Below are 25,581 nucleotides of genomic sequence, written 5' to 3' on the forward strand. Positions count from 1 at the left end.
AATTCTGGATGTAATAATTTTTAAACGTTAATTACATTCTCTTATTATTACGATCGCATAAGTTTCAAAATTACGAATAATTAGAAGATTTATTATAAAATCTTAATAAAACAAAAAAGAGAATAATTATAAAAACTATCCTCCTTTTCTATCAATCAACTAATCAATCTAATCAAATATATTATCTATTCCATGTCTATAATACCCACTACTTCGTAAGCTCTAGTGCCATCTATTTGTACTTTTTCGTATAAAATATTAGCATACTCGTAATACGTTAGACCATCAATGTTTACTTTTTCGTAGTCGTCTGGTAATTCGTAAACAATTGTTCCTATTTCTGGCTCTACTACTTCATACTCATTATCTATTTGTACATAAAAAGTACCATCTACATTATAATAATTATGGGCATTATGTTTTACCTTTTTAAAATGTGTAGGTAATACTTTAATTCTAAAACCTACTTTTGGTGCTATAACGATATAACGGCCTTGAGACTGCGTGTAATACTTATTATTAGCATAGTAATACGTTTGTCCTTTATGTTTTACCACTTTTTTATTAGGCACTGAACGTACTGAAACCACTTTTTTCGTTGGTTTTTTATAAGTTACTTTTGAACTAGGTATTCTTTTTATTTTAGTGACAACATTCTTTTTTGTAGTCGTCGTTTTCTTTATTGCTGAATTCCTTTTTGTTTGCGCATTTACCTCTATTGAAGTTGCCATTATAATTATGGCTGGCAAAATGAATGCTTTTATAAATGTTTTCATAATATTTGTATTTTAAGATTAAACTTATTCTCATTATATATGACTTAATTTCATAATGATAATTTAAAGATATTCGCATTATATCTGTAAAAAAAAGGAAATAGATGTTTCATTAAATTTCATCTACCAATTGGCTTATTTTATAGATATGCATTTTTAACTTTAACTATAAGCTACAAAAAAAGCATACAAATTAATGTATGCCTTATTATTATCAAGGGTTTCTATTTATTTTAGCAAACTTAGTAAACCTGTTAATTCAGTTAAGTTTAAGCTAGAATTATTATCTGTATCCAACACATTAAAATTATCTGACACTGAACCAATAGCTTCTGTTGAGCTAATAGCTTCATCTTTATTGGTATCTAACAAACCAAAAAGCGTAGTAATTTGCTGAACTGTTGAATTAGAGCTTAATGAACCTAATAATGTTGCTGCATCTGATAAATTTGAAGTATTAACATTTTTTACACTATCACAACTAAAAATTGTGATTACTACTGCTAATGAAAGTAAGATTTTTTTCATAATTGTATTTATTTATAAATTTTGACGCAAAAGTAATTCTACCTATTGAATTTCTAAAGAAGAATAGACCAACCTAGAATTTATATCTGTTAATTATATAATTTTATAGACGAAACAAAATTGAAAAGATTTACAAAGAGTTATTATTAATAAACTCTAAAAATTTTGGTTTATATTGTTCTGAAACAGTAATACGTTGATCTCTAATAATGATTTGGCTACGCTCTATAACATCAATATTATTTAAGGATACTATAAAAGAACGATGTATACGCATAAACTGAGTTTCAGGCAACTCTTGTTCTAAAGATTTTAAACTCATTAAGGTTAAAATTGGTTTTGGGTTGTCTTTCAACCATATTTTAATATAGTCTTTTAGACCTTCAAAATATAAAACATCTGCTAGTTTAATACGTAATTGTTTGTACTCTGATTTTACAAAAAGGAATTCTTTTTCCTCCGAAACAATAGGCTTCTTTTTCCCTTTTACCAATTCAAACCAAGTATTGGCTTTATTAGCCGCAGCTAAAAACTCTGCATAATCAAAAGGTTTTAAAAGGTAATCTATCGCTTCAACTTTAAACCCTTCTAAAGCATATTGATCGAATGCCGTTGTGAAAATGACACGTGTATCTTTTGGTAACATTTTTGAAAACTCAATACCTGTTAAATCTGGCATTTGTATATCTAAAAACAATAAATCCACAGGATTTGTTTTTATAAATTCCATAGCTTCAATAGCACTACTACATTTTTGTTTTAATTCTAAAAAAGGCGTTTTTTCAACGTAGCTTTCTACTAAATTAAGTGCCATTGGCTCATCATCTACAACAATACATGTTATTTTAATACTGCTCATGTTTAATTGGTTTCAATTTCTAATTGTGCTACAAATCGAGAATCTTTTACAAAAGTCTTAAAATTATTTTTGTTTGGATATAACAATTCTAATCGTTTTATAATATTAGGAAGTCCTATTCCTGAACCACTTTTATCATCTGTTTTTTTAGGTAAATTATCATTTTCAATTGTAAATAATACTGTTTTTTCGTGACAAGTCATGTTTATCTTTATAGAACTTGCTTTACTAGCAGACACACCATGTTTAAAAGCATTTTCTATTAAAGAGATAAACAATAAAGGTGCTATTTTAATTCCTTTTTCTTCTACAGGAAAATTATAACTTATAGTTGTTTTATCTGATACACGAAGCTTCATTAACTCTATATACTTTTTCATAAAATCTATTTCTTTAGATAAAAGAATAGATTCTACATTAGTTTCATATAGCATATAACGCATTAACTTACTTAAACTATGGATAGATGTTTTTGCCTGATCTGGCGAAATATCTACCATAGCATAAATATTATTTAACGAATTAAAAAAGAAATGTGGCTGTAATTGATAATGTAAATGTTGTAATTCTGATTTTAACTTAAAATTAGCTGCTTCCTTACGTTCTGCCTCTGTTTTTACCCAACGTTGCGTACTTTTTAGAGCAATGGCGAAAAACAATGGAGCCATATAAGTCAATATTTGAATGTATAAAGCCATTCTAAATGGAGGCTCTGTTCTTCCTGTGTTTTCTATTCGTTTTTTAACTAACTCTTGAAAATAATGATCTTCAATATATTCTTTTAAATATAAAAAGAGAGCTATAAACGCTAAATTTATAATTATAAATTGCAGCATTTTTTTAGGAAACAAATAACGATCTACTAAAACAAAATAATTGAAATAAAATACTATTGCTGAAAAAAATAATGGAATCCAAAAATGTGCTTTTATCCTATCTATTTCTTGTTCTTGTCCATACGATAAAAGGTAAGGCAAGGAAAATAAGGTTAGCCATACAAGCACATGGGAAAGGATCGTAATTGTTTTGTTTTTATACATAATATATTATTCGTAACGTAACGCAGTTATAGGATCTAAAGCAGAAGCTTTTCTAGCTGGATACCATCCAAAAAAGATACCTGTTACAGCACATACCGCAAAGGAAATCACAATAGAATATAAAGCTACACTTGTAGGCCAATTTAAGAATTTTTCTATGAATACCGTTACTCCTAGCCCTAATAAAACACCCAAAACACCTCCTGTAATACTTATTAATATAGCTTCAATAAGAAACTGCATTAGTATATCTGAGCCTTTACCACCAACTGCCATACGCAAGCCAATTTCTTTGGTTCGCTCTTTTACAGAAACATACATAATATTCATAATACCAATACCACCAATTAATAGCGAAATACTGGCTACTGCAACTAATAAAATGGTTAACATTTCGCTAGTAGAACTAAAAGTAGAAATTAACTCTTCCATAGAACGCACACTAAAATCATCTTCTTCGTTATCCAATAATTTATGTTCTGTTCTTAAAATTTCAGACACTTGAGTTACAGCTGCAGGTGCATCATCTTCGCTAATTGCAGAAGCTACAATTTGGTTTAAATGATCTATTGCTAAAATACGTTTTTGTACCGTTGTGTATGGTGCAATAACTACATCATCTTGATCTTGACCAAAAGTGTTTTCGCCTTTTTCTTCTAAAACACCAATAACTTTAAACGGTATGTTATTAAAACGAATCATTTGCCCAACAGGTTCTTGACCATCTGGAAACACATTATCTACAACGGTTTGTCCTATGACAACAACTTTAGAAGCCGATTTAACTTCTGCATCTGTAAACATACTCCCACTTTGTAAACCAACAACCTTAATATCTAAATATTCAGGGTTTACACCATATATAGAAGATGGCCAGTTGTTAGAGCCATTAATAACCTGTCCGTTACCATTAACTACTGGTGTTATGTAACTAATTAAATTAGATTGCTCTTTTATAGTTTCATAATTAGCTAAAGTTAATGTTTGTACATCTCCTCCACTACCTCTTGCTGGTCCTCTACTATCTGCTCCTGGTTGTATAGTTATCATATTAGAACCCATTGCAGAAATAGTAGTACGTATACTTTCTTTAGAGCCTTCACCAATAGCTAACATAGCAATTACAGAAGCTACTCCAATGATGATACCTAACATGGTAAGCAATGTTCTTGTTTTATTAAGAATAATTGCCTTTGTTGCGATTTTAAATAAATTTAATAGTCTCATAATTAATGGTCTTGTTTAGGTAATTTTGCTAATTCAGTTGCTGCAGATTGTACATCATGATTTTGATAATCTTGCATAATCTCACCATCTTTTAATACAACAGTTCTACTACTAAACGTAGCAATGTCTGGTTCATGCGTTACAAAAGTTATGGTTATACCTTTTTTGTTCAACTCTTGAAATAACGACATAATCTCGTAAGAGGTTCTAGTATCTAAGTTACCAGTGGCTTCATCTGCAAGAATCATTACCGGATTATTAACTAGAGATCTTGCTATGGCTACACGCTGTTGTTGTCCTCCTGAAAGTTGCGAAGGTGTGTGATGCAATCGCTCGCCCAAACCAACCATCTCTAAAGCTTTGATTGCTCTTTCTCTTCGCTCTTCAGAAGTTACTTTACTGTTATATAATAAAGGTAACTCTACATTTTCTATAGCCGATGTTCTTGCTAATAAATTGTAGGATTGAAAAATGAACCCAATCTTTTCATTTCTAATGGTTGCCAGTTCATTTCTACTAAGATCTTTCATACTCACACCATCAATTTCATATACTCCAGATGTTGGCTGATCTAAACAACCCAAAATATTTAACATGGTACTTTTACCAGATCCACTTGAACCCATTATGGTTACAAATTCGCCCTCTTGAATAGAAAATGAGATGCCTTTTAGCGCATGAACCGTTTCGGTTCCCATGGTAAACTCACGCTTTAAATCTTGTATTTTTATAATTTCTTTACTCATAGCTTTTCTCTTATTTTCTGTTACCTCCTGGACGTTGTGGCATAAATGGGCTTTCGCTTTTTTCTGAAGTTCCAGCCTCTGATTTAGAAACGCCTTTTAAACTGTATACTAATTTATCGCCTTCATTAACACCACTTAAAATCTGCACATTAACACCATCACTGGCACCAAGTGTTACTGTTTTTGGAGTAATAGCACCATTAGACTCTAGTACCCAAAGCGATTGATTATTTCTAGATCTTTCTGCATTATTTGCTTCTAATTGCTGTTGCTGATTATAAGCAGTAAGCGTTTCTTTTTCTGGCTTAAAGTTGATCGCTTTAGCTTCAGCAGTTAGGACTTTGTTTAACTCTAAAGTGAAAATAGAAATGGTTGCGGTGAGACCTGGCTTCAGTTTTAAGTCTTCATTTTCTGCTTTAATAACCACAGTGTAAGTCACTACATTTGAGGTTACTGTAGGATCTAAACGCACTTGTGTTACTACACCATTAAACGTTTCACCTATATAAGCATCTACAGTAAACTCTACACGTTGTCCTTCTATAACTTGACCTATATCTGCTTCATCTACATCTGCCTCTACTTGCATTTCTTTTAAATCTTGTGCAATTGTAAACAAGGTTGGTGTACTTAAACTTGAGGCAACGGTCTGTCCTTCTTCAATATCTTTAGATAATACAACACCATCTATTGGCGAGTAAATATTAGCATAACCTAAATTGGTTCTGGCAGATTGCAAATCTGAATAACGTTGTGTTACCGTACCTTTTGCAGTTTGATAATTATAGTCTGCATCATCAAAATCGGATTTACTAATTACTTGATTATCGTATAAGGTTTTCTGTCTATCGTAAATCGTTTTAGTATAATTTTTTTGACTAATAGCATTATCATACGCAGCTTGTGCTTGTGTTAAAGAGGCTTGTAAATTTGTTTTATCTAGCTCTGCTATTAATTGTCCTTCTTTAACTATCGAGTTATAATCTACATACACTTTTTCTACAACACCAGAGACTTGTGTACCAACATCTACTTGGTTTATAGGCTCTATAGTACCTGTTGCGGTTACCATAGTTGTAACATTAGCTTTTTTTGCTAAAACTGTTTCTGGCTCTATAATTACTGTATCTTCACCCTTAAAAAAACTAAAGGCTACTATAGCAAGTACTACTAGTACACTACTAATTATTATGGTTTTCTTATTTTTTTTCATGATTAAAATGATTAAAGTTTAATGTCGTTTCCTTGATAAAATTGTAATAATTGATGGTATAAAATATTTAAGTATTTCGCTTGTAAATAGTTTTGTTGTGCATTGGTAGATGTATTTTGACTTATCACTAAATCGGTTGTACTCAACGCACCTAATTCGTACTTTTTTTGAGCAAGTTTATAAGTTTGTTCAGCTGCGATTTTTGACGCTTCTGCCGCAATCATTTGCTCTTGGGTAGATACTGCATTTTGATAGGCTGTTTCTACTTTTTTATACACTTCCTTTTCAGTAGTTTGCTTACTAATTTCTGCCTTTTCAATATTTATTTGCGCCGATTGAACAGCTGCCTTGGTTTGATTTCTATTAAAAATTGGAATATTCAATGACAAGCCAATTCTTTGATTAAAATTTACATTGAATTGGTCTGAGAAATTGTTGTCATTAACACTTGTATATCCCGAACCTAAACTGCTCACAAGAGATAATGTTGGTAGATAAGCACCTTTTGCAATTTCTAATTCCTTTTCTTGCACTTCTACTCCTAGTTTACTTGCGTTTATTTCTGGCAGAATCCCTAAAGCACTATTATAAATTGAAAACTTATCAAGTTGAAGTGTAACGTAATTTGTATCACTACTTAGGGTTTGAATTTCAATGTCTTCAGTAGGATCTAATTCTAATAACTGCTTTAATTCAATAATGTATTGTTGATAAGTGTTCTTAGCGGCTATTATTGCATATTTATTCGTTGCCGCTTGGCTTTGCGCTTCTGTATAATCACTTAACGAAATTGAGCCAACGTCTAATCGTGCTTTAGATCTCTCAACTTCTTTTTCAGTTGCGATTAAATTATTTTCAGCGATAGTTATGCCTTCCTTTGCATATAAAATTTGCAAATAGTTTTCTAGAATACTCAAAATGATATTGTTTTGAGTTTCTTCGTGTAAAAACACACTTTGATTTTTCAACAACTCATTTTGCTGTATTTGATTTTCTATTTGATGCCCTTGAAATAAAGTGAATGAGCTATTTAAACTCACATTTGTGCTATAAATCTGATCCGATACGAAATCACTTGTAATAGGATCTATAGAATTTCCATTTGAGAAGGTTTCTGAAGCAGATCCATATAAATTTGGAAGACGTGAAGATTTTGCTGCACTATAATTGATTTCAGATTGTTCTAGGTTTAAACTAGCATCTTTTATGGTGATGTTATTCTCTAGTGCATAATTTAAACAGTCTTCTAAAGTCCAAATTTTAGTTGATGTAGAATCCGTTGTTTGTGCAACGACAAACTGGGAAGCGATAAGTGTTATTATAATAAAAAAACGTTTCATGTTTTCAGTGTTTTTAATTTACACTTCAAAGATGAAACGATATCTATTTTAAATAAAGTCTAATAGACGTTTGAGGTTATTTTCTATACTAATTGCCTTATTTTATAGAAGTCTTTTTTCCTATTTATAGGTATCTTAATTATATTTTCGTTGTTGAAACCATAAATCAGAAAGAGAAATATTGATATTAAGAGTGTTTACATATTCTTTTATTAGGATACTTTCCGTTGTTCCTTTTTTACCTAAAGTATATGAAATATTCAGTAAAGATCGTTTACCTAATGGCAAGCCTAAACCAATCGATGCCGCATAAGTATCAATTTTGGTATCATCTACCATTAAGTAACCAGAATTATAGTTTAAGCCCATTCTAAAATCTACGCGTTTCCAATATTTAAAACTTTTAGGATCTACAGAATACGATGCACCAAAACCATAAATATTTTGATCTACATAATCGCCAATGGCATCAGATTGATTTGTTGCAGACCAAAGATTCTTAGTATAATCTGCAGTTAGCATTAAGTTTTTTATTTTGGTGCTGTAACCAAAACCTAGTTTTAATGGCATATCAAAACTGTCTATTTCTTCGTCTTCGGTTTCCTCTAGTAAAGTATATGCTAAATTTGAATATTTACCAATCACAACATCTTTAGTTCCTTTTAAAACCGTTGGGAAATCTATGGTGAATCCAAAAGCGTGCTTATCTAAAAGATTATATTGAACACCTAATCCTAATTGCGCTCCTCTGTAATAGTTAACTTCGTTAACTTCTAAGAAACTATTTGTAGTTAAAATTGATTCACTTTCTTCAATTTTTCCAAATAAATATGATGCTTTTATACCAACATTTAGATTATTAAAATAAGTTCTTCCATAATCTAATCTAATTTCGTTTAAACCTCCCGAACCTTCAATATTTGTTACAAACTCGTCGCTACTTCCTTCAACATTACTTTGCAGACCAATTAGTGAATATCCTACACTTGTAGATGGTTTTAAAGTAAATGCTAAACCATATTTACCATCACTATTAAACCCAACAGAAACATTCGTAAAATTATAAGTCGATTGATAATCATCAGTATCACTACCTGAAAAACTAACAAGTTCAGCAGAACCGCCAACGTCTAAAAAAAACTCGTCTGGACGCAATGTTGCAACTGAAGATGGATTGTAAAGATTAAGCCCATAAGTTGCATCTAAAGAAATACCTGTTTTTCCGAGGCCACTATTACGGCCTGTTCCAGAATTACTTTCTACACCTAGACCAAACAATGAATAAGGAGAACTCGTTAAATTATTGGTTTGAGAATAGCCAAATAATCCTAATGTCATTGCACAAATAATTGTGTATTTTAATTTATTCATAGATCGCATAGGTTAAGACTAGTTTAGTTTTGAATTCAGACTTTTCACTGTCGTTAAATATTATTTTGTTTATAGAAGAATTGTAATCACTCGGAATTAGAATAAGAGCATCTTCCGTTTCTGGACTTTCACTTAATTTTTGATCTATAAAATCTATAACCGGTATTGTGTATAAAATTTCATTAAACTCTGAATTATCTGTTGTAAGGCTTGCACTAACCACATCTGCACTGTTAGAAATTTGACTTGCCAAATCGTTATTTTGATCTATAGTATAAAGTAATAATGCATCGCTTAATGGTTGAATATCAGAGTGCGACGTTGTATTTGGCTGAATATATAAGGTAGCTTCTAAGATAGTACCAGATTCTCCTACATCATAAATATCCTTTAATGTTGGAAATTCAATTTTAGTCACATAACCTGTACCAGACTGATTATAACTAATGCCATTACTATCTGAGGATGATAAATTATATTCTTGATCAGTTATTAATTCTAAGGGTAAGCCTGATACATCAGACTCAATATGATTGTAAAATTCATTTATAGATAAATCATAAGTGTATTCATCAGTATCTAATTCATCTGGAATTTTATAATAAAATCTCAAATATGTATCTTCACTAGATACGGAATAACCTATTATTGAACCATCGTCATTTGCTCCAGGTCTTATAGTAATTCCCTTTAGTTTTTGATAAAGAGATTCATTGTCTGTAATATTATTATCTCTAATATCATTAAATAATTCCTCGCCAAAGTCATAAGGTAACGTTACAAAAAGTGAATCTTTGCTTGGTGTAGGTATAAAGGTTCTGCTTACTAATGGTGTTGCTTCATAAGACGTTTCTGTAGTATTATAATAATATGAATCTTCACTACTCATTTTTTCAGTTAGTCTATGGATGTTTAGTGTAGAAACCTGAGTAGTATCATTATAATAATACGTATCATAGCCAAGAACTAAACCAACACTATCTAGAATTGCATCGTTATCTATATAGTAAGATGCCGTATTAAGTTGGAAGTTTGATGATGCTGTTACAACACCCATATCATCATCTATATACTTACCAATTAGTAAACTACTACTCTCAGAAGTAATTATTGAATCGAATTTCATAGTAGAAAATGCCACGGAAAAAGTATCAATAGATAATACCCTAATATGTGTATTTGTAAAATCTTCGCCAGCATTTATTCCTTCTACCTCTGTGTCTGTAGAACAAGAGGTTACAATTAATGCTAATGCAATAACCGTTGCTATTTTATTATAATATTTAATCATTCGGTTTGTATTGTTTATACAAATCAACTAATCAATAGAGGTAATAAAAAGTAAAATATACTGATAAGAATTATTTATCTACAAAGACGAGATTTTATACTATAAAAACATAGTGCCGGTTTTGTAGATTAAAATTATGGTTTAGTCTACAAAAAAAGTATGTCAGTCTATTTTATAATTATAGTACAAGTTGGGCTTAGTAAGTTAGCACTCTAAAATAGAGAATCTCTTTACTAGACAATCAAATAAGTTTAAACATAAATTAAAAATGAAAATGAAAACATTCAACCACAGAGCAGGTTTAAGATTACTTTTTTTATCTGCAATACTTACACTTTTTTACAACTGTAGCACAGATGATGACAGCGATGATACTTTAGGGAATTGGGTAAAAAAATCTAGTTTTAATGAAGAAGCTCGAAGCAGTTCATCCGCTTTTACAATAGGAAATATGGGTTATATGGGAACTGGTTATGATGGCGATGATTATTATAATGATTTTTGGAGTTATAATATGGATACAAATTCTTGGCAACAATTATCTGATTTCCCTGGAGAAGAAAGAAGCTCTGCTGTTTCATTTGTAATAAATAATGAAGGTTACATGGGAACTGGTTATAATGGAGATACTAATGAAGAGTTAGCTGATTTCTATAAATATAACCCTTCAACAAATAGTTGGACACAAATTGCGGATTTTGGAGGTTCTGCTAGATATGGAACTGTTGGTTTTGGATCAGATCAATATGGCTATGTTGGTACAGGTTACGACGGAAGTGATAAAAAAGATTTCTGGAAATACAATCCAATAAGTGATTCTTGGGAAGAAATTTATGGATTTGGTGGCGATAAAAGAAGAGACGGAATGACTTTTACTATAGGTAATGATGTTTATTTAGGAACTGGGATTAGTAATGGTGTTTACGAAACAGATTTTTGGAAATTTAATTTAGATACAGAAGTATGGACAGAACTCGAAGATATTGATGAAGATGATGATGATTATGTTTATAGATCTAATGCTGTAGCATTTACATTAGATGGTAAAGGATATGTGGCTTGTGGAGAATATGGCGGAAGTATTAGTACCGTTTATGAGTATACACCATCTTCAGAAGTTTGGGAAGAAAAAACAGATTTTGAACTTTATGCAAGAAGAGATGCCATTTCTTTTAGCAATGGAGAACGCGCTTTTGTTACACTAGGAAGAAACGGCACATTGTATTTAGATGATAACATGGAGTTTTTTCCTAACGAAGAACAAGATGACGATGATAATTAATAGTATTGTTTAGATTGATTGATAGGCTATTAACTTTAAGACACTGGTTAATAGCCAACCTAGAGTCAGGATAATGTTGGATATCCTTCAGAACTTCTGGCTCTTTTTTAATAGTAATACAATGAAAAAAAATTATACATACCTTTCTATCTTTATAGTGATTTCAATCTTTACGCTATTATTTATGTACTTTATAAATGCAGGAGATGAAAACCAAAACCTAGAAGCAAATCCTTATACTTTACAAGTCTTAGAAAAAGAAAGCTCGTGGATTTACGAAATATATAATCACGAAAACTTATTTATAAGACAAGAATACATTCCGTCAGTTAAAGGTAAACAATCCTTTAAAAGTAAGACAGATGCTGAGAAAATAGGAAAATTGGTGGTTAACAGATTGTCAAAAAATGCTTTTCCCAATATCAGTAAAAGAGATCTTAATGATAATAACATTAATTTTGAAGATATTAACTAGCATCTAAATTATTTAATAGTGTTGAAAACCATCTCACATAAAGAATTAATAGTACATATCCTGGTTTGGATATGTATTAGTATTTTCCCATTATTTTCTGCTTACATAGATTTGGGTAAAATTCCTTCGGAAATGTATCTGAGACTTTCTTTACGTCCAATTTTATTTTATGCTAATTATTTAGTTTTTGTTCCTTACCTACTACTCAACAGAAAGTTACTGCTTTACATTTTTGTTTCAATTGCATTTTTAATTCTATACAATTATGTTTCAGAAGAACTAATTACTAATACAATTACCAGAGAGTTTAGAGACTTCCCTAAACCACCAAATATGCCAGCAGGTCCTTTTGGTATAAGACATGCTATTCCTGTGGTATTTTCATTATCTATTTTTCTATTAGGTGGTATTTTTAGTTTAGTGGTTGATTTTTATAAAAGAGATAGAGAATCTAAAGAACTAGAAAACGAGCAGAAAGAAATTAAACTTCAGTTTTTAAGAAATCAACTTAATCCTCATTTTCTATTTAATTCTCTAAATAGTATTTATGCACTTGTAAGAAGTAAGTCAGATAATGCACCAGAAGCCGTAATTACTTTATCAGAATTAATGCGTTACATGCTTTACGAAGCTGGTGATGAGCAAGTTTCTTTAGAAAAGGAAATAAATTACATTAAAAACTATATTGCTTTGCAGCGTCTGCGTCTTAAAAACACTGAAGCTGTTAAACTTAACATAAAAGGTGAAACAAGACACCTAAAAGTCTATCCATTGTTATTAATTTCATTTATTGAAAATGCTTTTAAGTACGGAACTGATTATAAAGGAAACACGCAAATTGATATAAAAATTATTGTAGATAACAATAAGTTGCATTTATATGTTGAAAATATTATCGGCCTTTATAAACGTGATGATAAAAACTCTGGTGTTGGCTTAGAGAATATTAAAAACCAACTGAATCACTTATATAACAATAATCATCAATTAACAATTAATGAGAGTAAAACTCATTTTAAAGTGGAATTAACAATTAATTTGAAGGAAAATGAAATGTATAATAATTGATGACGAACCTTTAGCAATTGATGTTATTGAATCTTATTGCCAAGCTTTAAGTTCTGTAGAGGTTATTAGCACATTTACTAGTGCCATTGAAGCCTTAGATTTTATTAATAATAACAGTATTGACTTGGTGTTTTCTGATATAGAAATGCCTAACATTTCTGGTATAGAACTCATAAAATCTATAGAAGGAAAAGTCCCGTATTTTATTTTTACAACAGCTTATCCGGAATATGCTTTAGAAGGTTTTGATTTAAACGCGGTAGATTATTTGGTTAAACCTATTCCGTTTCCTCGTTTTTTAAAAGCCGTAAATAGAGTTAAAGAAATGATTAAACTTAATGACGTGAGCTCGTCCTTTAATGTATCTTCTGCAGGTGGCGAAACAACTTCTATTTTAGAGGATGATTTCATTTTTGTTAAGTCTGAATACGAAAACCTGAAAATAGACATCAAAGCCATTAATCTTATTCAAGGACTTAAAGATTATTTAAAAATTCATTCCGAAGCTTCAAAACCTATATTAACGCTAATGAGTTTTAAAGAAATTCAAGATAAATTACCAGAGAATACTTTTATAAGAGTGCATCGTTCCTTTATTGTAAATGTGAATAAAATTACATCAGTTCAAAAGAATAGAATCGTTATTAAAGACGAAAGAATTCCTATTGGAGAAAGCTACAAATCGATGGTTTATAGCCGATTAAATATTTAGTTTTTTTGAATAAAATAATATTTCAAGAAATAAAAAACAGCGCATAATAGCGCTGTTTTCTTTTATAATATTAATAGAGTAAAAAATTAAGTAAGCATTCCTCCATCTACGTTTAAAGTCTGTCCCGTAACATAGGCACTTAAGTCGCTAGCTAAAAAGACACATGCATTAGCAATATCTTCTGGTGTTCCACCTCTTTTTAATGGAATACCTGCTCTCCAACCTTTAACAGTTTCTTCATCTAATTTTGCAGTCATTTCAGTCTCAATAAAACCTGGCGCAATGACGTTGCTTCTAATATTTCTAGAACCTAATTCTAATGCAACAGACTTAGAAAAACCAATAATTCCAGCTTTAGAAGCCGCGTAATTTGTTTGGCCTGCATTACCTTTTACACCAACAACAGAACTCATATTAATAATAGAGCCTTTGCGTTGTTTCAACATGGTACGTTGTACCGCTTTAGTCATGTTAAAAACAGATTTAAGGTTAACTTCAATCACTTTGTCAAAGTCTTCCTCTCCCATTCTCATTAATAGATTATCTTTTGTAATACCTGCATTATTAATAAGGATATCAATAGTTCCAAATTCCTCTAAAACATCTGCTACTAATTTCTGAGCATCGTCATAATTTGCAGCATTACTTTGATAGCCTTTAGCTTTGATGCCTTTAGAGTTTAATTCCTTTTCTAACGCATTAGCTGCTTCAACTGAAGAACTATATGTAAATGCTACATTGGCACCATGATCAGCAAATACTTCTGCTATGCCTTTACCAATTCCTCTACTAGCTCCAGTAATTATAGCCGTTTTTCCTTCTAAAAGTTTCATACTATATATTTAGTTTATATGTGTTTAATCTAAAATGAAAAATAATACGCCTTCTAATTATATAACATACTTTTCACTTCAATTCAAATATACCAATAACTAGTTGTGCGACATAAAAAAAACCTCATATTTTTATATCAATATGAGGTTTAGTTTAAGCTTACTTATAAGCTTATTGCTTCAGCTCTTCGGATTGATTATAATTAAATAAATAATCAATATCTAATTCTTTAATTGTTCCTAATTTACTCAAGGCATCAAAATCCATGTCTTTCTTGTTACCTATAACCATTACATTATATTCTGCACCTTTTATATTCTCATTAAAGAAAGTTTTCAGGTCATCCATGGTCATGTTTTTTATAGCATTATAGATCTCTTCTCTGTTATCATTATCAATACCTCTTTTTTGCAATCTTTCATAAGTCCAAAAAATATTTGATTTTGTTATACGTTGCGCTGCAATTTTCTTTAATGTGCCTTCCTTTGCTTGATTAAATTGATCTTCGGCTTCTGGCATATCAGTCATTAATTCCATCATAGCACTAACCGCTTGTTCTAATTTATTTGCTTGTGTACCAACATACGCTGTAGTATAATCTGGTTGACCTGCTTCACTTGCCATTCGGTAGCTAGAAAACGCAGAATATGCCAATGATTTAGATTCTCTAATTTCTTGAAAGACAATTGAAGATAATCCACTTCCAAAATACGTATTAAACAATTGTGAAGCTGCCATTTTCTTAGGATCAAATTCTTCACCTTTGGCTACCAATAATATTTCACTCTGAACCATATCATAATCTACGAAATAAACATTACCACCAGTTTCTAAGTTTACATATTCAACTTTTTCTGGATAATCTAATAAAGTTTCTGGTATTTTATGATGTATGTTTAAAGCCGTTTTAGCCTCGTCTACAGCATTTCCGTAGTAGAATATACGTTGTTTGTAGGCACGCATTTCTTTTATTTTATTTACGAGTTCTGTAGGGCTTATAGCTTTTAATTCCATTTGAGAATAAATATTTCTTAGTCTAGAATTTTCGCCATATTGTCCGTAACTCATTAAACCATTCCAGAAAATATTCCCTTTTTGAGTTTTCCCATCTTCTCTACCTTTTAAGATACTTTCAACATATTTATCGTAAGTTTCTTGATTTGGTTCTGCATTGTTCCACAAATGTTCTAATAGTTTTAAACCTGCATCTAAGTTTTCTTTTAAACCAGAAATACCAACATAAGTTTTGTCATTAGAAGAAAATACATTGTAACTCACTCCTATTTTGTAGAATTCTTGTTTTAGCTGTTCTGGAGTATAAGTGTTTGTTCCTAAATAATCTAAATAACCAGCAGCAAGAGAAACCATTCTATCGTTATCTTGTCCCATATCAAAAATGATATTTAAATTAAAGATATCGTTGTTTGGGTTTTCTACATAAGATAATTTAAGTCCGTTATCTGTTGTAAGCTCTTTAATTTCAGATTTATAATCTACAAATTTCGGCTTTAAATCTGGAGAAGTCATAGCATTTATTGATGCTAAAAAATCAGATTCCACGCCTTTATTTAATTCAATTGGTGTAATGCCTGGATTTTCAACCTTAACAATTGATGTATCTTCTCCTTTAAGTTTATGTACTTCTACATAATTATTTCCATAAAATGAATTTGCAAAATCAACAACTTCTTGCTTAGTAATTTTCTTCATTTCATCTAACATCTTTAGACGACTTTCCCAATTTTGCTCTCCAATAAAAGCATCTAGATAAGCGTAAGCTGTAGCAGATCCGTTTTCATATTCTCTGATTTGAGATAAACGCATATCATTAATAACGGCATCTAATAACCAATCTTCAAATTCTCCTTTTTTAATTTTTTCAACTTGATCTAAAAGTAAATCTCTAACTTCATCTAAAGATTGATTTGCTTTTGGAGAACCATAAAGTAAATGGAAACCATAATCATTATCAAAATTTGTAAATGATGACGCTCTTTGTACCATCTGCTTTTGATTAAGATTTAAATCTATTAATCCTGCTTGAGAATTAGCTAACATGTAATCCACGAGGTTTAGAATAACTTCATGATCTGATCCTTTTCCTTTAGACCTAAAAGCAACATAAATAGATTCTGCTGTTGGACCTAAAACTTCTTTTTTAACTGGCGCAGCAATTGGTTCTAACTCAGGGAACGTTGGGTGCTCAACTTCTTTTCTCTCATAACTTCCAAAAGCATCATTCACTTTTTTAATAGTTGTATCAAAATCTAGGTCACCAACCATTATTACAGCCATGTTGTTTGGCACATAATATTTATCAAAGTAAGCGTTAATAGCTTCCATTGAAGGGTTTTTTAAATGCTCAGAAATACCTATTGTAGATTGCGTACCATAAGGATGTGTTGGAAACAAACCTTCAAGCGTTGCAAAATATTGCTTACGTCCATCGCTATCTTGTCCTCTGTTAAATTCCTCATAAACAGCTTCTAATTCTGTGTGAAATAAACGTAGAACTAATTTACTAAAACGCTCGCTTTCAATTTTTAACCATTTATCAATTTCATTAGACGGGATTTTATTTACATAAACAGTTTGCTCGTTTGATGTAAATGCATTTGTACCTTCGGCACCTAATGAAGTTGACATTTTATCATATTCATTAGCGATAGAAAGTTTTGATGCTTCTAGTGAGATTTCATCTATTTTCTTGTAAATTTCTGTTTTCTTCTCAGGGTCTTTTTCTGCTTTATGTTCTTCGTATAAATCAGAAATCTGTTTAATTAACTTAGATTCTTCCTCGTAATTTGTAGTGCCAAACTTATCCGTACCTTTAAATACCATATGTTCTAAGTAGTGTGCCAAACCTGTGTTATCTGCAGGATCATAGGTAGAACCAGCTCTAACCGCAACGAGTGTTTGAATTTTAGGTTCTTCGTCATTTTTACCTAAATAAACTTTTAGTCCGTTGTCTAAGGTGTAGAGTCTTAAACCTGTTGGGTCGTTGCTAACTGTTTCATAATTAAAACCATTACTGTCTTCATGATTTTCAATTGTGTAACCTTGTTTCTTTGAATCAGTTTCGGTTTTACAACCAAAAATGATAGAAACCAATAGCAACAGCATTAGTGTCTTAGTGATTTTCATTTTTTTGATTAATTAATTGATTAGTAATTGTGAATTGATGGCATAAAAAAATCCATCAGCTATAAATATAGCTAATGGATTAATAACGTGAAGTTTTTAAAAATATTTTAACAGAAGTTTAGCCTAAAACTTCAGCAACTTTTTTACCTATTTCAGCCGGAGAATCTACAACGTGAATTCCACATTCTCTCATGATGGCCTTTTTTGCTTGAGCAGTATCATCACTACCACCAACAATAGCACCAGCATGTCCCATTGTACGACCAGCAGGAGCAGTTTCACCAGCAATAAAACCAATAACTGGTTTTTTACTTCCACTCTTTTTATACCAATTTGCAGCATCAGCTTCTAACTGTCCTCCTATTTCACCTATCATCACAACAGCTTCAGTTTCTGGATCGTTAATTAATAACTCAACAGCTTCTTTTGTCGTTGTACCAATGATTGGATCACCACCAATACCAATAGCAGTTGTAATTCCTAAACCTTGTTTTACTACTTGGTCAGCTGCTTCATAAGTTAAAGTTCCTGATTTAGAAACAATACCTACATTTCCTGATTTAAATACAAAACCTGGCATAATACCAACTTTCGCTTCTCCTGGTGTAATTACTCCTGGGCAGTTAGGACCAATTAAACGACATTCTTTATTTTTAATATAATTTGAAGCTTTAATCATATCTGCAACAGGAATACCTTCAGTAATTGTGATGATTACTTTAATACCTGCATCTGCAGCTTCCATAATTGCATCTGCAGCAAATGCTGGTGGTACAAAGATAATTGTGGTATCAGCAGCTACTTTTTCTACAGCTTCTGCAACTGTATTAAAAACAGGTTTGTCTAAATGTGTTTTACCACCTTTCCCTGGAGTTACACCTCCTACAACGTTTGTACCATATTCAATCATTTGTTCAGCATGAAAAGTACCTTCACTACCTGTAAAACCTTGAACAATTATGTTAGAATTCTTGTTTACTAAAACACTCATTGGTTATATCTATTTTTAGTTTTATAATTACTGTAACAAAAATAAGAGATTTAAAACGCAAATGCGACCTCTTTTATAATTTTATTTCTTTATATGAAGCCATACTTGTCATATCATTTTCATTAGCTTGATGACTGATTTCGTAACCTCTAAATAATTTGCCTTCTTTCACTTCCCAAATTGCTGTAAAATGAGCAATAATAGATTCAATTTCAGGTTCTTCAATTGTAAATCCAAACAATGTATGACGTGTTGTTACAAAGTTATTGGCCTCAATAAAATGCGTGAATTCAAAACGAACGCTTTCAAAAGATTGCCTCGTGCCTTTAAAAAAAAGTTCTAATTCTTTATTGCCTAGTAAATCAAACCCTTGACTACTCGTCCAGTGTAACTCACATTCTTTATGAAAATATTTTGAAACAATATCTACATCATTAGCGATATCAGATTCATAGAATGCTTTAACAATATCCTTTGCTGACATTATAGATTTTTTATTTTTTGAAGAATTTCAGGTATTTTTTTAATATAAGCACGTTCTTTAAAAAATGCTCTTGCATCAATTGCAGGTGAACCAAAATATGTTTTGCCTTCATCTGTAGAGTGCCCTAAACCAGATTGCGCAAATAAAACCGTTCCTTTTGCAATTGTAATTCCGCTTTTAACACCAACCTGTCCCCAAATTGTGACATTGTCTTCTACAACAACACAGCCTGCAATAGCTGTATGTGAAGCTATTAAACATTTTTTTCCCAAAACGGTATCATGACCAATTTGAATATGATTATCTAATTTTGATCCTTCACCAATAGTAGTGTCTCCTGTAACGCCTCTATCTATAGTACAAAGTGCACCAATATCTACATGATCTTCAATAATGACACGTCCTCCAGACAGTAATTGGTCATAGCCTTCTGGTCTGTTTTTGTAATAAAACGCACTTGCTCCTAAAACGCTTCCTGCATGTATGGTAACATTATCACCTATAACGCTATCATCATAAATACTAACATTAGCATGTATTATGCAATTCTTTCCTATAGAAACATTGTTTCCTATAAAACAGTTAGGTTGAATAATAGTTCCTTCATCAATTTTAGCATCTTCCGCAATTGTTGAATTTGCCTTTTTAAATGGCTTAAAATGTGCTGTAATTTTATTAAAATCTCTAAAAGGATCGTCTGAAATTAAAAGCGCTTTACCTTCCGGACATTCAACATCCTTGTTAATAAGCACAATTGTGGCTGCAGATTCTAATGCTTTGTCATAATATTTTGGATGATCTACAAAAACAATATCACCTGGTTCTACCACATGAATTTCATTAATGCCTAATATTTCAAAATCTTCTGAACCTTTAAATTCGCAATTAATTAAAGTTGCTATTTGTTTCAAGGTATGTGGAAAAGGAAACTTCAATGGCTAAATGTTTTATAAATTAGATGGATACAAGAACAGATAAGACCTATTCTTTAATACGTTCTTTATAAGTACCTTTTGCAGTTTCTACTTTAATTTTATCGCCTTCATTGATAAACAAAGGAACGTTTACAATTGCACCAGACTCTACAGTTGCTGGTTTTGTAGCATTAGTGGCAGTATTACCTTTTACGCCAGGTTCTGTAGCCGTAATTTCTAATACAACAGAAGCCGGTAATTCTACCGAAAGTGGCATATTGTCTTCTGTGTTGATTTGAATGGTAACAACTTCACCTTCTTTCATTAAATCTGGTCTGTCTAAAGCCGATTCTAATAATCTAATTTGAGTGTAATCTGCTTCATTCATAAAATGGTAAAATTCACCATCATTATAGAGGTATTGAAACTTATGAGTTTCTACTCGAATATCTTCTATTTTATGACCTGCAGAAAATGTATTATCTAATACCTTACCTGTAGTTACACTCTTCATTTTAGTTCTTACAAATGCTGGTCCTTTACCAGGTTTTACATGTAAAAATTCTATAATTTTATAAATGTCATTATTGTATTTAAGACAAAGTCCGTTTCTTATATCTGAAGTAGTAGCCATTATTTTATTTATTTAATCTTTAATTATTAGTTTATTGATGATGCGTATTAATTGGATTTAAAATACCCTTTCATAATTCCACGATGAGAATTCTTAATAAATTGTAGTATTTCATCACGCTCTGGAGTTGCTTCCATTTCTGCTTCAATTAAATCTGACGCTTGTGTATTATTATAATTTTTTTGATAGAGCATTCTGTATATATTCTGAATTTCTCTAATTTTTTCTGTACTATAACCTCTTCGTCTTAATCCTACAGAATTTATTCCAACATAAGATAAAGGTTCACGAGCTGCCTTAACATAAGGAGGAACATCTTTACGTACTAATGATCCACCTGTTACAAAAGCATGATTACCTATTGAACAAAATTGATGTACAGCTGTCATACCAGCCAAAATAACATAATCACCAACAGTAATATGTCCTGCAAGTGTGCTATTATTAGAAAAAATACAATTATTACCAACTATACAATCATGAGCAATGTGACAATACGCCATAATTAAACAATTATCACCAATAACAGTTTTCATTCGGTCTGTTGTTCCTCTATTTATAGTAACACATTCTCTAATAGTAACATTATTACCAATTTCTACTGTGGTATCCTCGTCATTATATTTTAAATCTTGAGGAACTGCAGAGATTACTGCTCCCGGAAAAATATTACAATTTTTTCCTATACGAGCACCTTCCATAATGGTTACATTACTTCCAATCCAAGTACCTTCACCAATCTTAACATTGTTATGTATTGTAGTAAAAGGTTCTATAACGACATTCTTTGCGATTTTTGCACCAGGATGCACGTATGCTAACGGTTGGTTCATTTGTTTTCTTTTTATTTTAATAAGGCAATTAAAATGCAATAGCCTTTAAAATTATTTTAATACTAATTAATAAAGTAATGTTTTATTTAACTTTTGATATTTGTGCCATTAGCTCTGCTTCTGCACATAATTTACCATTTGCGTATGCATAACCTTGCATATGGCAAATTCCTCTTCTAATTGGCGTTATTAACGAACACTTAAATATTAAAGTATCACCAGGCACTACTTTTTGTTTAAACTTTACGTTATCCATTTTCATGAAAAATGTTAGATAATTTTCAGGATCAGGAACCGTGCTTAGTACTAAAATCCCACCTGTTTGTGCCATCGCTTCTACGATTAAAACACCTGGCATTACTGGTGCTCCTGGAAAATGACCTCTAAAGAACTCTTCGTTCATAGTTACATTTTTCATACCAATGACATGGTTGTCAGATAACTCATATACTTTATCTAACAATAAAAACGGTTGTCTATGAGGTAACATATCCATTATTTGATTCACATCCATCAAGGGTTGAGAATTCAAATCTACTTGTGGTACATTATTACGTCTTTCGTTTTTAATGAGCTTAGACATCTTTTTAGCAAATTGGGTATTTACAAAATGTCCGGGTTTATTTGCTATAACTTTACCCCTTATACGAGTGCCAATTAAAGCTAAATCGCCTAAAACATCTAATAGTTTATGACGAGCAGCTTCGTTAGGATGATGAAGTGTTAGATTATCTAAAATTCCGTTTGGTTTAACAGCTATATTGTCTTTATTAAATGCTACTCTTAATTTTTCCATGGTTTCTGGAGATAATTCTTTATCTACATAAACAATAGCATTGTTTAAATCACCACCTTTTATTAATCCATGTTCTAAGAGCATTTCAATTTCATGCAGAAAACTAAAGGTTCTAGCATCTGCAATTTCAGTTTTAAAATCTGAAACTTTGTTCAACGTTGCATTTTGAGTTCCTAAAACTTTGGTCCCAAAATCTACCATTGTAGTAATTTGATATGCACTAGATGGCATTAAAATAATCTCACTACCTGTTTCTTCATCTGTATAAGAGACTACTTGTGTTACTTCATAAACTTCTCTAAAAGCATCTTGTTCTGCAATACCTGCTTCTTCAATAGCTTCAACAAAAAACTTTGAAGATCCATCCATAATTGGTGGCTCTGAAGCATCTAATTCAATTATAGCATTATCAATATCTAACCCAACTAATGCCGCTAAAACATGCTCGCAAGTTTGAATTGTAACACCATTTCTTTCTAAACAAGTTCCGCGTTGTGTACTTGTTACATAATTAGCATCTGCCTGCATTTTTGGACTTCCTTCTAAATCCACACGCACAAATACAAAACCCGAGTTTTCTGCTCCAGGTTTAAATACTAATTTAACATCAGCACCAGTATGAAGACCTACACCTTGTAGTGTTACTTCTTTTTCAATGGTTTTTTGTTTTATATCTGTTTTAATTATTGCCATCTACTTTTTTTTCTAATTCATTAATAGTTTTTGCAAGCTTAGGTAAATTTTTAAAATACACGTAAGATTTATTCCAATCAGAATAGCCAAATGAAGGCGATCCTTGTAATATTTCGTTATCCTTTACATTTCTACCAATACCAGATTGAGCCTGTACTTTTACATTATTACCAATTACTAAATGGCCAGCAATACCTACTTGACCTCCAATTTGGCAATTCTCTCCGATTTTTGAAGAACCAGCAACACCTGTTTGCGCTGCAATTACGGTATTTTTTCCAACTTCAACGTTATGCGCAATCTGAATTTGATTATCTAGTTTTACACCAGCTCTTATAATTGTAGAACCCATTGTTGCTCTATCTATAGTGGTACCAGCTCCTACATCTACATAATCTTCTAAAATAACGTTACCTATTTGAGGAATTTTGGCATAACCACCATCCTTTGTAGGCGCAAAACCAAAACCATCTGCTCCTATAATAGCACCAGAATTAATAACGCAGTTACTTCCAATAATACAATCTGAATAAACTTTTCCTCCTGAAAAAACAATTGAGTTTTCTCCTAATACCACATTGTCACCAATATAAGCATTTGGGAAAATCTTCACATTATCTCCTAATTGTACATTATTACCAATATACGCAAAAGCACCAACATAAATATTATTACCTCGACTCACTGAATCAGAAATAAAACTAGGCTGTTCTATACCTGTTTTATTAAGTTTAATTTGATTATAGTACTCTAATAATTTTGAAAAACCTTCATAAGCGTCTTCCACTTTTATTAAAGTAGTAGAAATTGGTTTATCAGGTTTAAAATCTGTATTTACAATTGTAATAGAGGCTTCAGTTGTATATATATAAGGTGTGTATTTTAAATTAGATAAAAAGGTAAGTGACCCCTCAGTTCCTTCTTCTATCTTAGATAGTTTAGAAACCTCTATATTAGGATTACCAACAACAGTACCTTCTAAAATACCTGCGATTTGTTCTGCTGTAAATTTCAATTATTTATTTTTATAGTCTTGATTGATTTTCACAAAAATAGAAAAAAAGGATTACATTTTCTTTTTAGGATAGCACATATAATATTTAGTTATCGGTTTACTTAGTGCTTTTAAGTTTAATTGGTCTGATGCTTTAACGATATCCTTTATCTTTCCTGATTTAAATAGGATGTTAATTTTTTGAAACTTATTCTGATAAGCTTGATTTGTAAGCTCTCCGTGAAAAACGAAGTAATTAGCTTCTTGCTCAGTAATATTATGTTTTTGCATTAAAGCTTCTGTATGGCTTGCTAATTCCGAAGATTTAATGGCTTTATTTTTCAACTTTACCTTCAGTAAATTTCTCTCTAATATCATTTGACAAAGATTACTCAACACAAAATCTTTGTGGTTTTGCCATTCTTTTAAAGCCGCAACGATATCATAATCGTCTAGTTTTGAAAAAACTTGTAATGTTTCATTTGTAAAACTATCTGCATTTATCTCCGAAAACAGAAAATAAAACAGCGCATCACTACAGTTTAGTTTTTCGCCTTGCTGCACCAATTCTTTAGCACGTTTTAAAACACTCATTAACAATTGCTCTGCAACAACACCAGTTTTGTGCATATAAACTTGCCAATACATAAAACGTCTCGCAATTAAGAACTTTTCTACACTTAAAATACCTTTTTCCTCAACGACTAATTGATCATTAACTACATTAAGCATCGTTATTAATCGTTCACTATTTATATTCCCTTCTGCAACACCAGTGTAAAAGCTATCACGTTTTAAATAATCTGCTCTATCCATATCCAATTGACTAGAAATAAGCTCGCACATAAATTGACGTGGATATTCTCCTTTAAAAATAGAAATGGCTAACGTTAAACTTCCGTTAAACTCTGTATTAAGTTTTTCCATAAATCGCAACGAAATTTCCTCGTGAGAGACATCATTTACAATACTATGTTCCATGGCATGAGAAAATGGTCCATGACCAATATCATGTAAGAGAATTGCTACTAGCAAACCATTTTCTTCTTCACCAGAAATTATAACTCCTTTAAAACGAAGCACATTGATAGCTTTTTGCATTAAATGCATGCAGCCCAAAGCATGGTGAAAACGTGTATGATGAGCACCTGGATATACCAAATATGATAAACCCATTTGACTGATTCTTCTTAATCGTTGAAAATATTTATGCTGAATAATATCAAAGATTAACGAATTAGGAATAGTAATAAATCCGTAAATTGGGTCGTTAAAGATTTTAAGCTTATTTTTTGTAGGCAAAATTATAGTTTTTATTGCTAGTCGTTTGTTGCTA

General features: G+C 31.2%; 24 protein-coding genes. 4 read left to right on the forward strand and 20 right to left on the reverse strand.

Features of this window, described 5'->3' with window-relative positions; genetic code table 11:
• Positions 1-185: 185 nt before the first annotated feature.
• The 10 genes from Q0891_RS06810 to Q0891_RS06855 form a co-directional block, all read right to left on the reverse strand.
• Positions 186-776, reverse strand: coding sequence for a DUF6515 family protein (locus Q0891_RS06810; protein ID WP_299100067.1), 591 nt, complete (start codon positions 774-776; stop codon positions 186-188).
• 228 nt (positions 777-1,004) lie between these two features.
• A complete protein-coding gene (locus Q0891_RS06815) occupies positions 1,005-1,304 on the reverse strand; it encodes a hypothetical protein (protein ID WP_299100069.1) in 300 nt (99 codons plus the stop codon).
• Positions 1,305-1,434: 130 nt separating this feature from the next.
• Positions 1,435-2,163, reverse strand: coding sequence for a LytTR family DNA-binding domain-containing protein (locus Q0891_RS06820; RefSeq protein WP_299100071.1), 729 nt, complete (start codon positions 2,161-2,163; stop codon positions 1,435-1,437).
• A 2-nt stretch (positions 2,164-2,165) separates the two neighbouring features.
• Positions 2,166-3,140: a sensor histidine kinase gene (locus Q0891_RS06825; protein WP_299100073.1), complete on the reverse strand. Its 975-nt coding sequence runs from the start codon at positions 3,138-3,140 to the stop codon at positions 2,166-2,168.
• 69 nt (positions 3,141-3,209) lie between these two features.
• Entirely contained in the window at positions 3,210-4,430 is a 1,221-nt protein-coding gene (locus Q0891_RS06830) for an ABC transporter permease (protein WP_299100075.1), read from the reverse strand.
• Positions 4,431-4,432: 2 nt separating this feature from the next.
• Positions 4,433-5,176 (reverse strand): ABC transporter ATP-binding protein, encoded by a 744-nt coding sequence (locus tag Q0891_RS06835; protein WP_299100077.1) that lies wholly within the window; start codon positions 5,174-5,176, stop codon positions 4,433-4,435.
• 10 nt (positions 5,177-5,186) lie between these two features.
• Positions 5,187-6,389 (reverse strand): efflux RND transporter periplasmic adaptor subunit, encoded by a 1,203-nt coding sequence (locus tag Q0891_RS06840; protein WP_299100079.1) that lies wholly within the window; start codon positions 6,387-6,389, stop codon positions 5,187-5,189.
• Positions 6,390-6,400: 11 nt separating this feature from the next.
• Complete coding sequence (locus Q0891_RS06845; RefSeq protein ID WP_299100081.1) at positions 6,401-7,729, reverse strand: TolC family protein; 1,329 nt, start codon at positions 7,727-7,729, stop codon at positions 6,401-6,403.
• 135 nt (positions 7,730-7,864) lie between these two features.
• Positions 7,865-9,100 carry a hypothetical protein gene (locus Q0891_RS06850; RefSeq protein ID WP_299100083.1) on the reverse strand — a complete coding sequence of 412 codons (1,236 nt, stop codon included), beginning with the start codon at positions 9,098-9,100 and terminating at the stop codon, positions 7,865-7,867.
• Positions 9,093-10,391 (reverse strand): DUF4270 family protein, encoded by a 1,299-nt coding sequence (locus Q0891_RS06855; RefSeq protein ID WP_299100085.1) that lies wholly within the window; start codon positions 10,389-10,391, stop codon positions 9,093-9,095. Before Q0891_RS06855 ends, Q0891_RS06850 begins: the two co-directional genes overlap by 8 nt.
• Positions 10,392-10,665: 274 nt before the next feature.
• Between Q0891_RS06855 and Q0891_RS06860 the strand changes: the two genes are divergently transcribed.
• The 4 genes from Q0891_RS06860 (at position 10,666) to Q0891_RS06875 (ending at position 13,928) form a co-directional block, all read left to right on the forward strand.
• On the forward strand, positions 10,666-11,673 hold the full coding sequence (locus Q0891_RS06860; RefSeq protein WP_299100088.1) for a kelch repeat-containing protein: 1,008 nt from the start codon (positions 10,666-10,668) through the stop codon (positions 11,671-11,673).
• A 121-nt stretch (positions 11,674-11,794) separates the two neighbouring features.
• Positions 11,795-12,148 (forward strand): DUF4907 domain-containing protein, encoded by a 354-nt coding sequence (locus tag Q0891_RS06865; RefSeq protein WP_299100090.1) that lies wholly within the window; start codon positions 11,795-11,797, stop codon positions 12,146-12,148.
• Between the two features lie 21 nt (positions 12,149-12,169).
• Entirely contained in the window at positions 12,170-13,216 is a 1,047-nt protein-coding gene (locus tag Q0891_RS06870) for a sensor histidine kinase (protein ID WP_299100092.1), read from the forward strand.
• Complete coding sequence (locus Q0891_RS06875; protein WP_299100094.1) at positions 13,197-13,928, forward strand: LytTR family DNA-binding domain-containing protein; 732 nt, start codon at positions 13,197-13,199, stop codon at positions 13,926-13,928. Before Q0891_RS06870 ends, Q0891_RS06875 begins: the two co-directional genes overlap by 20 nt.
• Positions 13,929-14,014: 86 nt before the next feature.
• On the opposite strand, the gene fabG is transcribed toward Q0891_RS06875, so the two are convergent.
• The 10 genes from fabG to Q0891_RS06925 all read right to left on the reverse strand — a co-directional run bounded on the left by fabG (position 14,015) and on the right by Q0891_RS06925 (position 25,547).
• Complete coding sequence (fabG, locus tag Q0891_RS06880; RefSeq protein WP_299100096.1) at positions 14,015-14,761, reverse strand: 3-oxoacyl-[acyl-carrier-protein] reductase; 747 nt, start codon at positions 14,759-14,761, stop codon at positions 14,015-14,017.
• Positions 14,762-14,933: 172 nt separating this feature from the next.
• A complete protein-coding gene (locus tag Q0891_RS06885; RefSeq protein ID WP_299100099.1) occupies positions 14,934-17,906 on the reverse strand; it encodes a pitrilysin family protein in 2,973 nt (990 codons plus the stop codon).
• Positions 17,907-18,024: 118 nt separating this feature from the next.
• The gene (gene sucD / locus Q0891_RS06890) at positions 18,025-18,897 is read right to left on the reverse strand and encodes a succinate--CoA ligase subunit alpha (RefSeq protein ID WP_299100101.1); all 873 of its coding nucleotides are present in this window, start codon (positions 18,895-18,897) and stop codon (positions 18,025-18,027) included.
• 73 nt (positions 18,898-18,970) lie between these two features.
• Entirely contained in the window at positions 18,971-19,381 is a 411-nt protein-coding gene (locus Q0891_RS06895) for a nuclear transport factor 2 family protein (protein ID WP_299100103.1), read from the reverse strand.
• Positions 19,381-20,316, reverse strand: a complete 936-nt coding sequence (locus Q0891_RS06900; RefSeq protein WP_299100105.1) for a UDP-3-O-(3-hydroxymyristoyl)glucosamine N-acyltransferase — start codon at positions 20,314-20,316, stop codon at positions 19,381-19,383. Before Q0891_RS06900 ends, Q0891_RS06895 begins: the two co-directional genes overlap by 1 nt.
• Positions 20,317-20,362: 46 nt before the next feature.
• A complete protein-coding gene (efp, locus tag Q0891_RS06905; protein WP_299100107.1) occupies positions 20,363-20,929 on the reverse strand; it encodes an elongation factor P in 567 nt (188 codons plus the stop codon).
• A 47-nt stretch (positions 20,930-20,976) separates the two neighbouring features.
• On the reverse strand, positions 20,977-21,762 hold the full coding sequence (lpxA, locus tag Q0891_RS06910) for an acyl-ACP--UDP-N-acetylglucosamine O-acyltransferase (protein ID WP_367179558.1): 786 nt from the start codon (positions 21,760-21,762) through the stop codon (positions 20,977-20,979).
• A gap of 82 nt (positions 21,763-21,844) precedes the next feature.
• Entirely contained in the window at positions 21,845-23,251 is a 1,407-nt protein-coding gene (locus Q0891_RS06915; protein ID WP_299100109.1) for a bifunctional UDP-3-O-[3-hydroxymyristoyl] N-acetylglucosamine deacetylase/3-hydroxyacyl-ACP dehydratase, read from the reverse strand.
• On the reverse strand, positions 23,238-24,266 hold the full coding sequence (gene lpxD / locus Q0891_RS06920) for a UDP-3-O-(3-hydroxymyristoyl)glucosamine N-acyltransferase (protein WP_299100111.1): 1,029 nt from the start codon (positions 24,264-24,266) through the stop codon (positions 23,238-23,240). The genes Q0891_RS06915 and lpxD overlap by 14 nt, the downstream gene beginning before the upstream one ends.
• 51 nt (positions 24,267-24,317) lie before the next feature.
• Positions 24,318-25,547 carry an HD domain-containing protein gene (locus Q0891_RS06925; RefSeq protein WP_299100113.1) on the reverse strand — a complete coding sequence of 410 codons (1,230 nt, stop codon included), beginning with the start codon at positions 25,545-25,547 and terminating at the stop codon, positions 24,318-24,320.
• Positions 25,548-25,581: the final 34 nt, after the last annotated feature.

Source organism: uncultured Winogradskyella sp., assembly GCF_947498005.1.
GTDB lineage: Bacteria > Bacteroidota > Bacteroidia > Flavobacteriales > Flavobacteriaceae > Winogradskyella.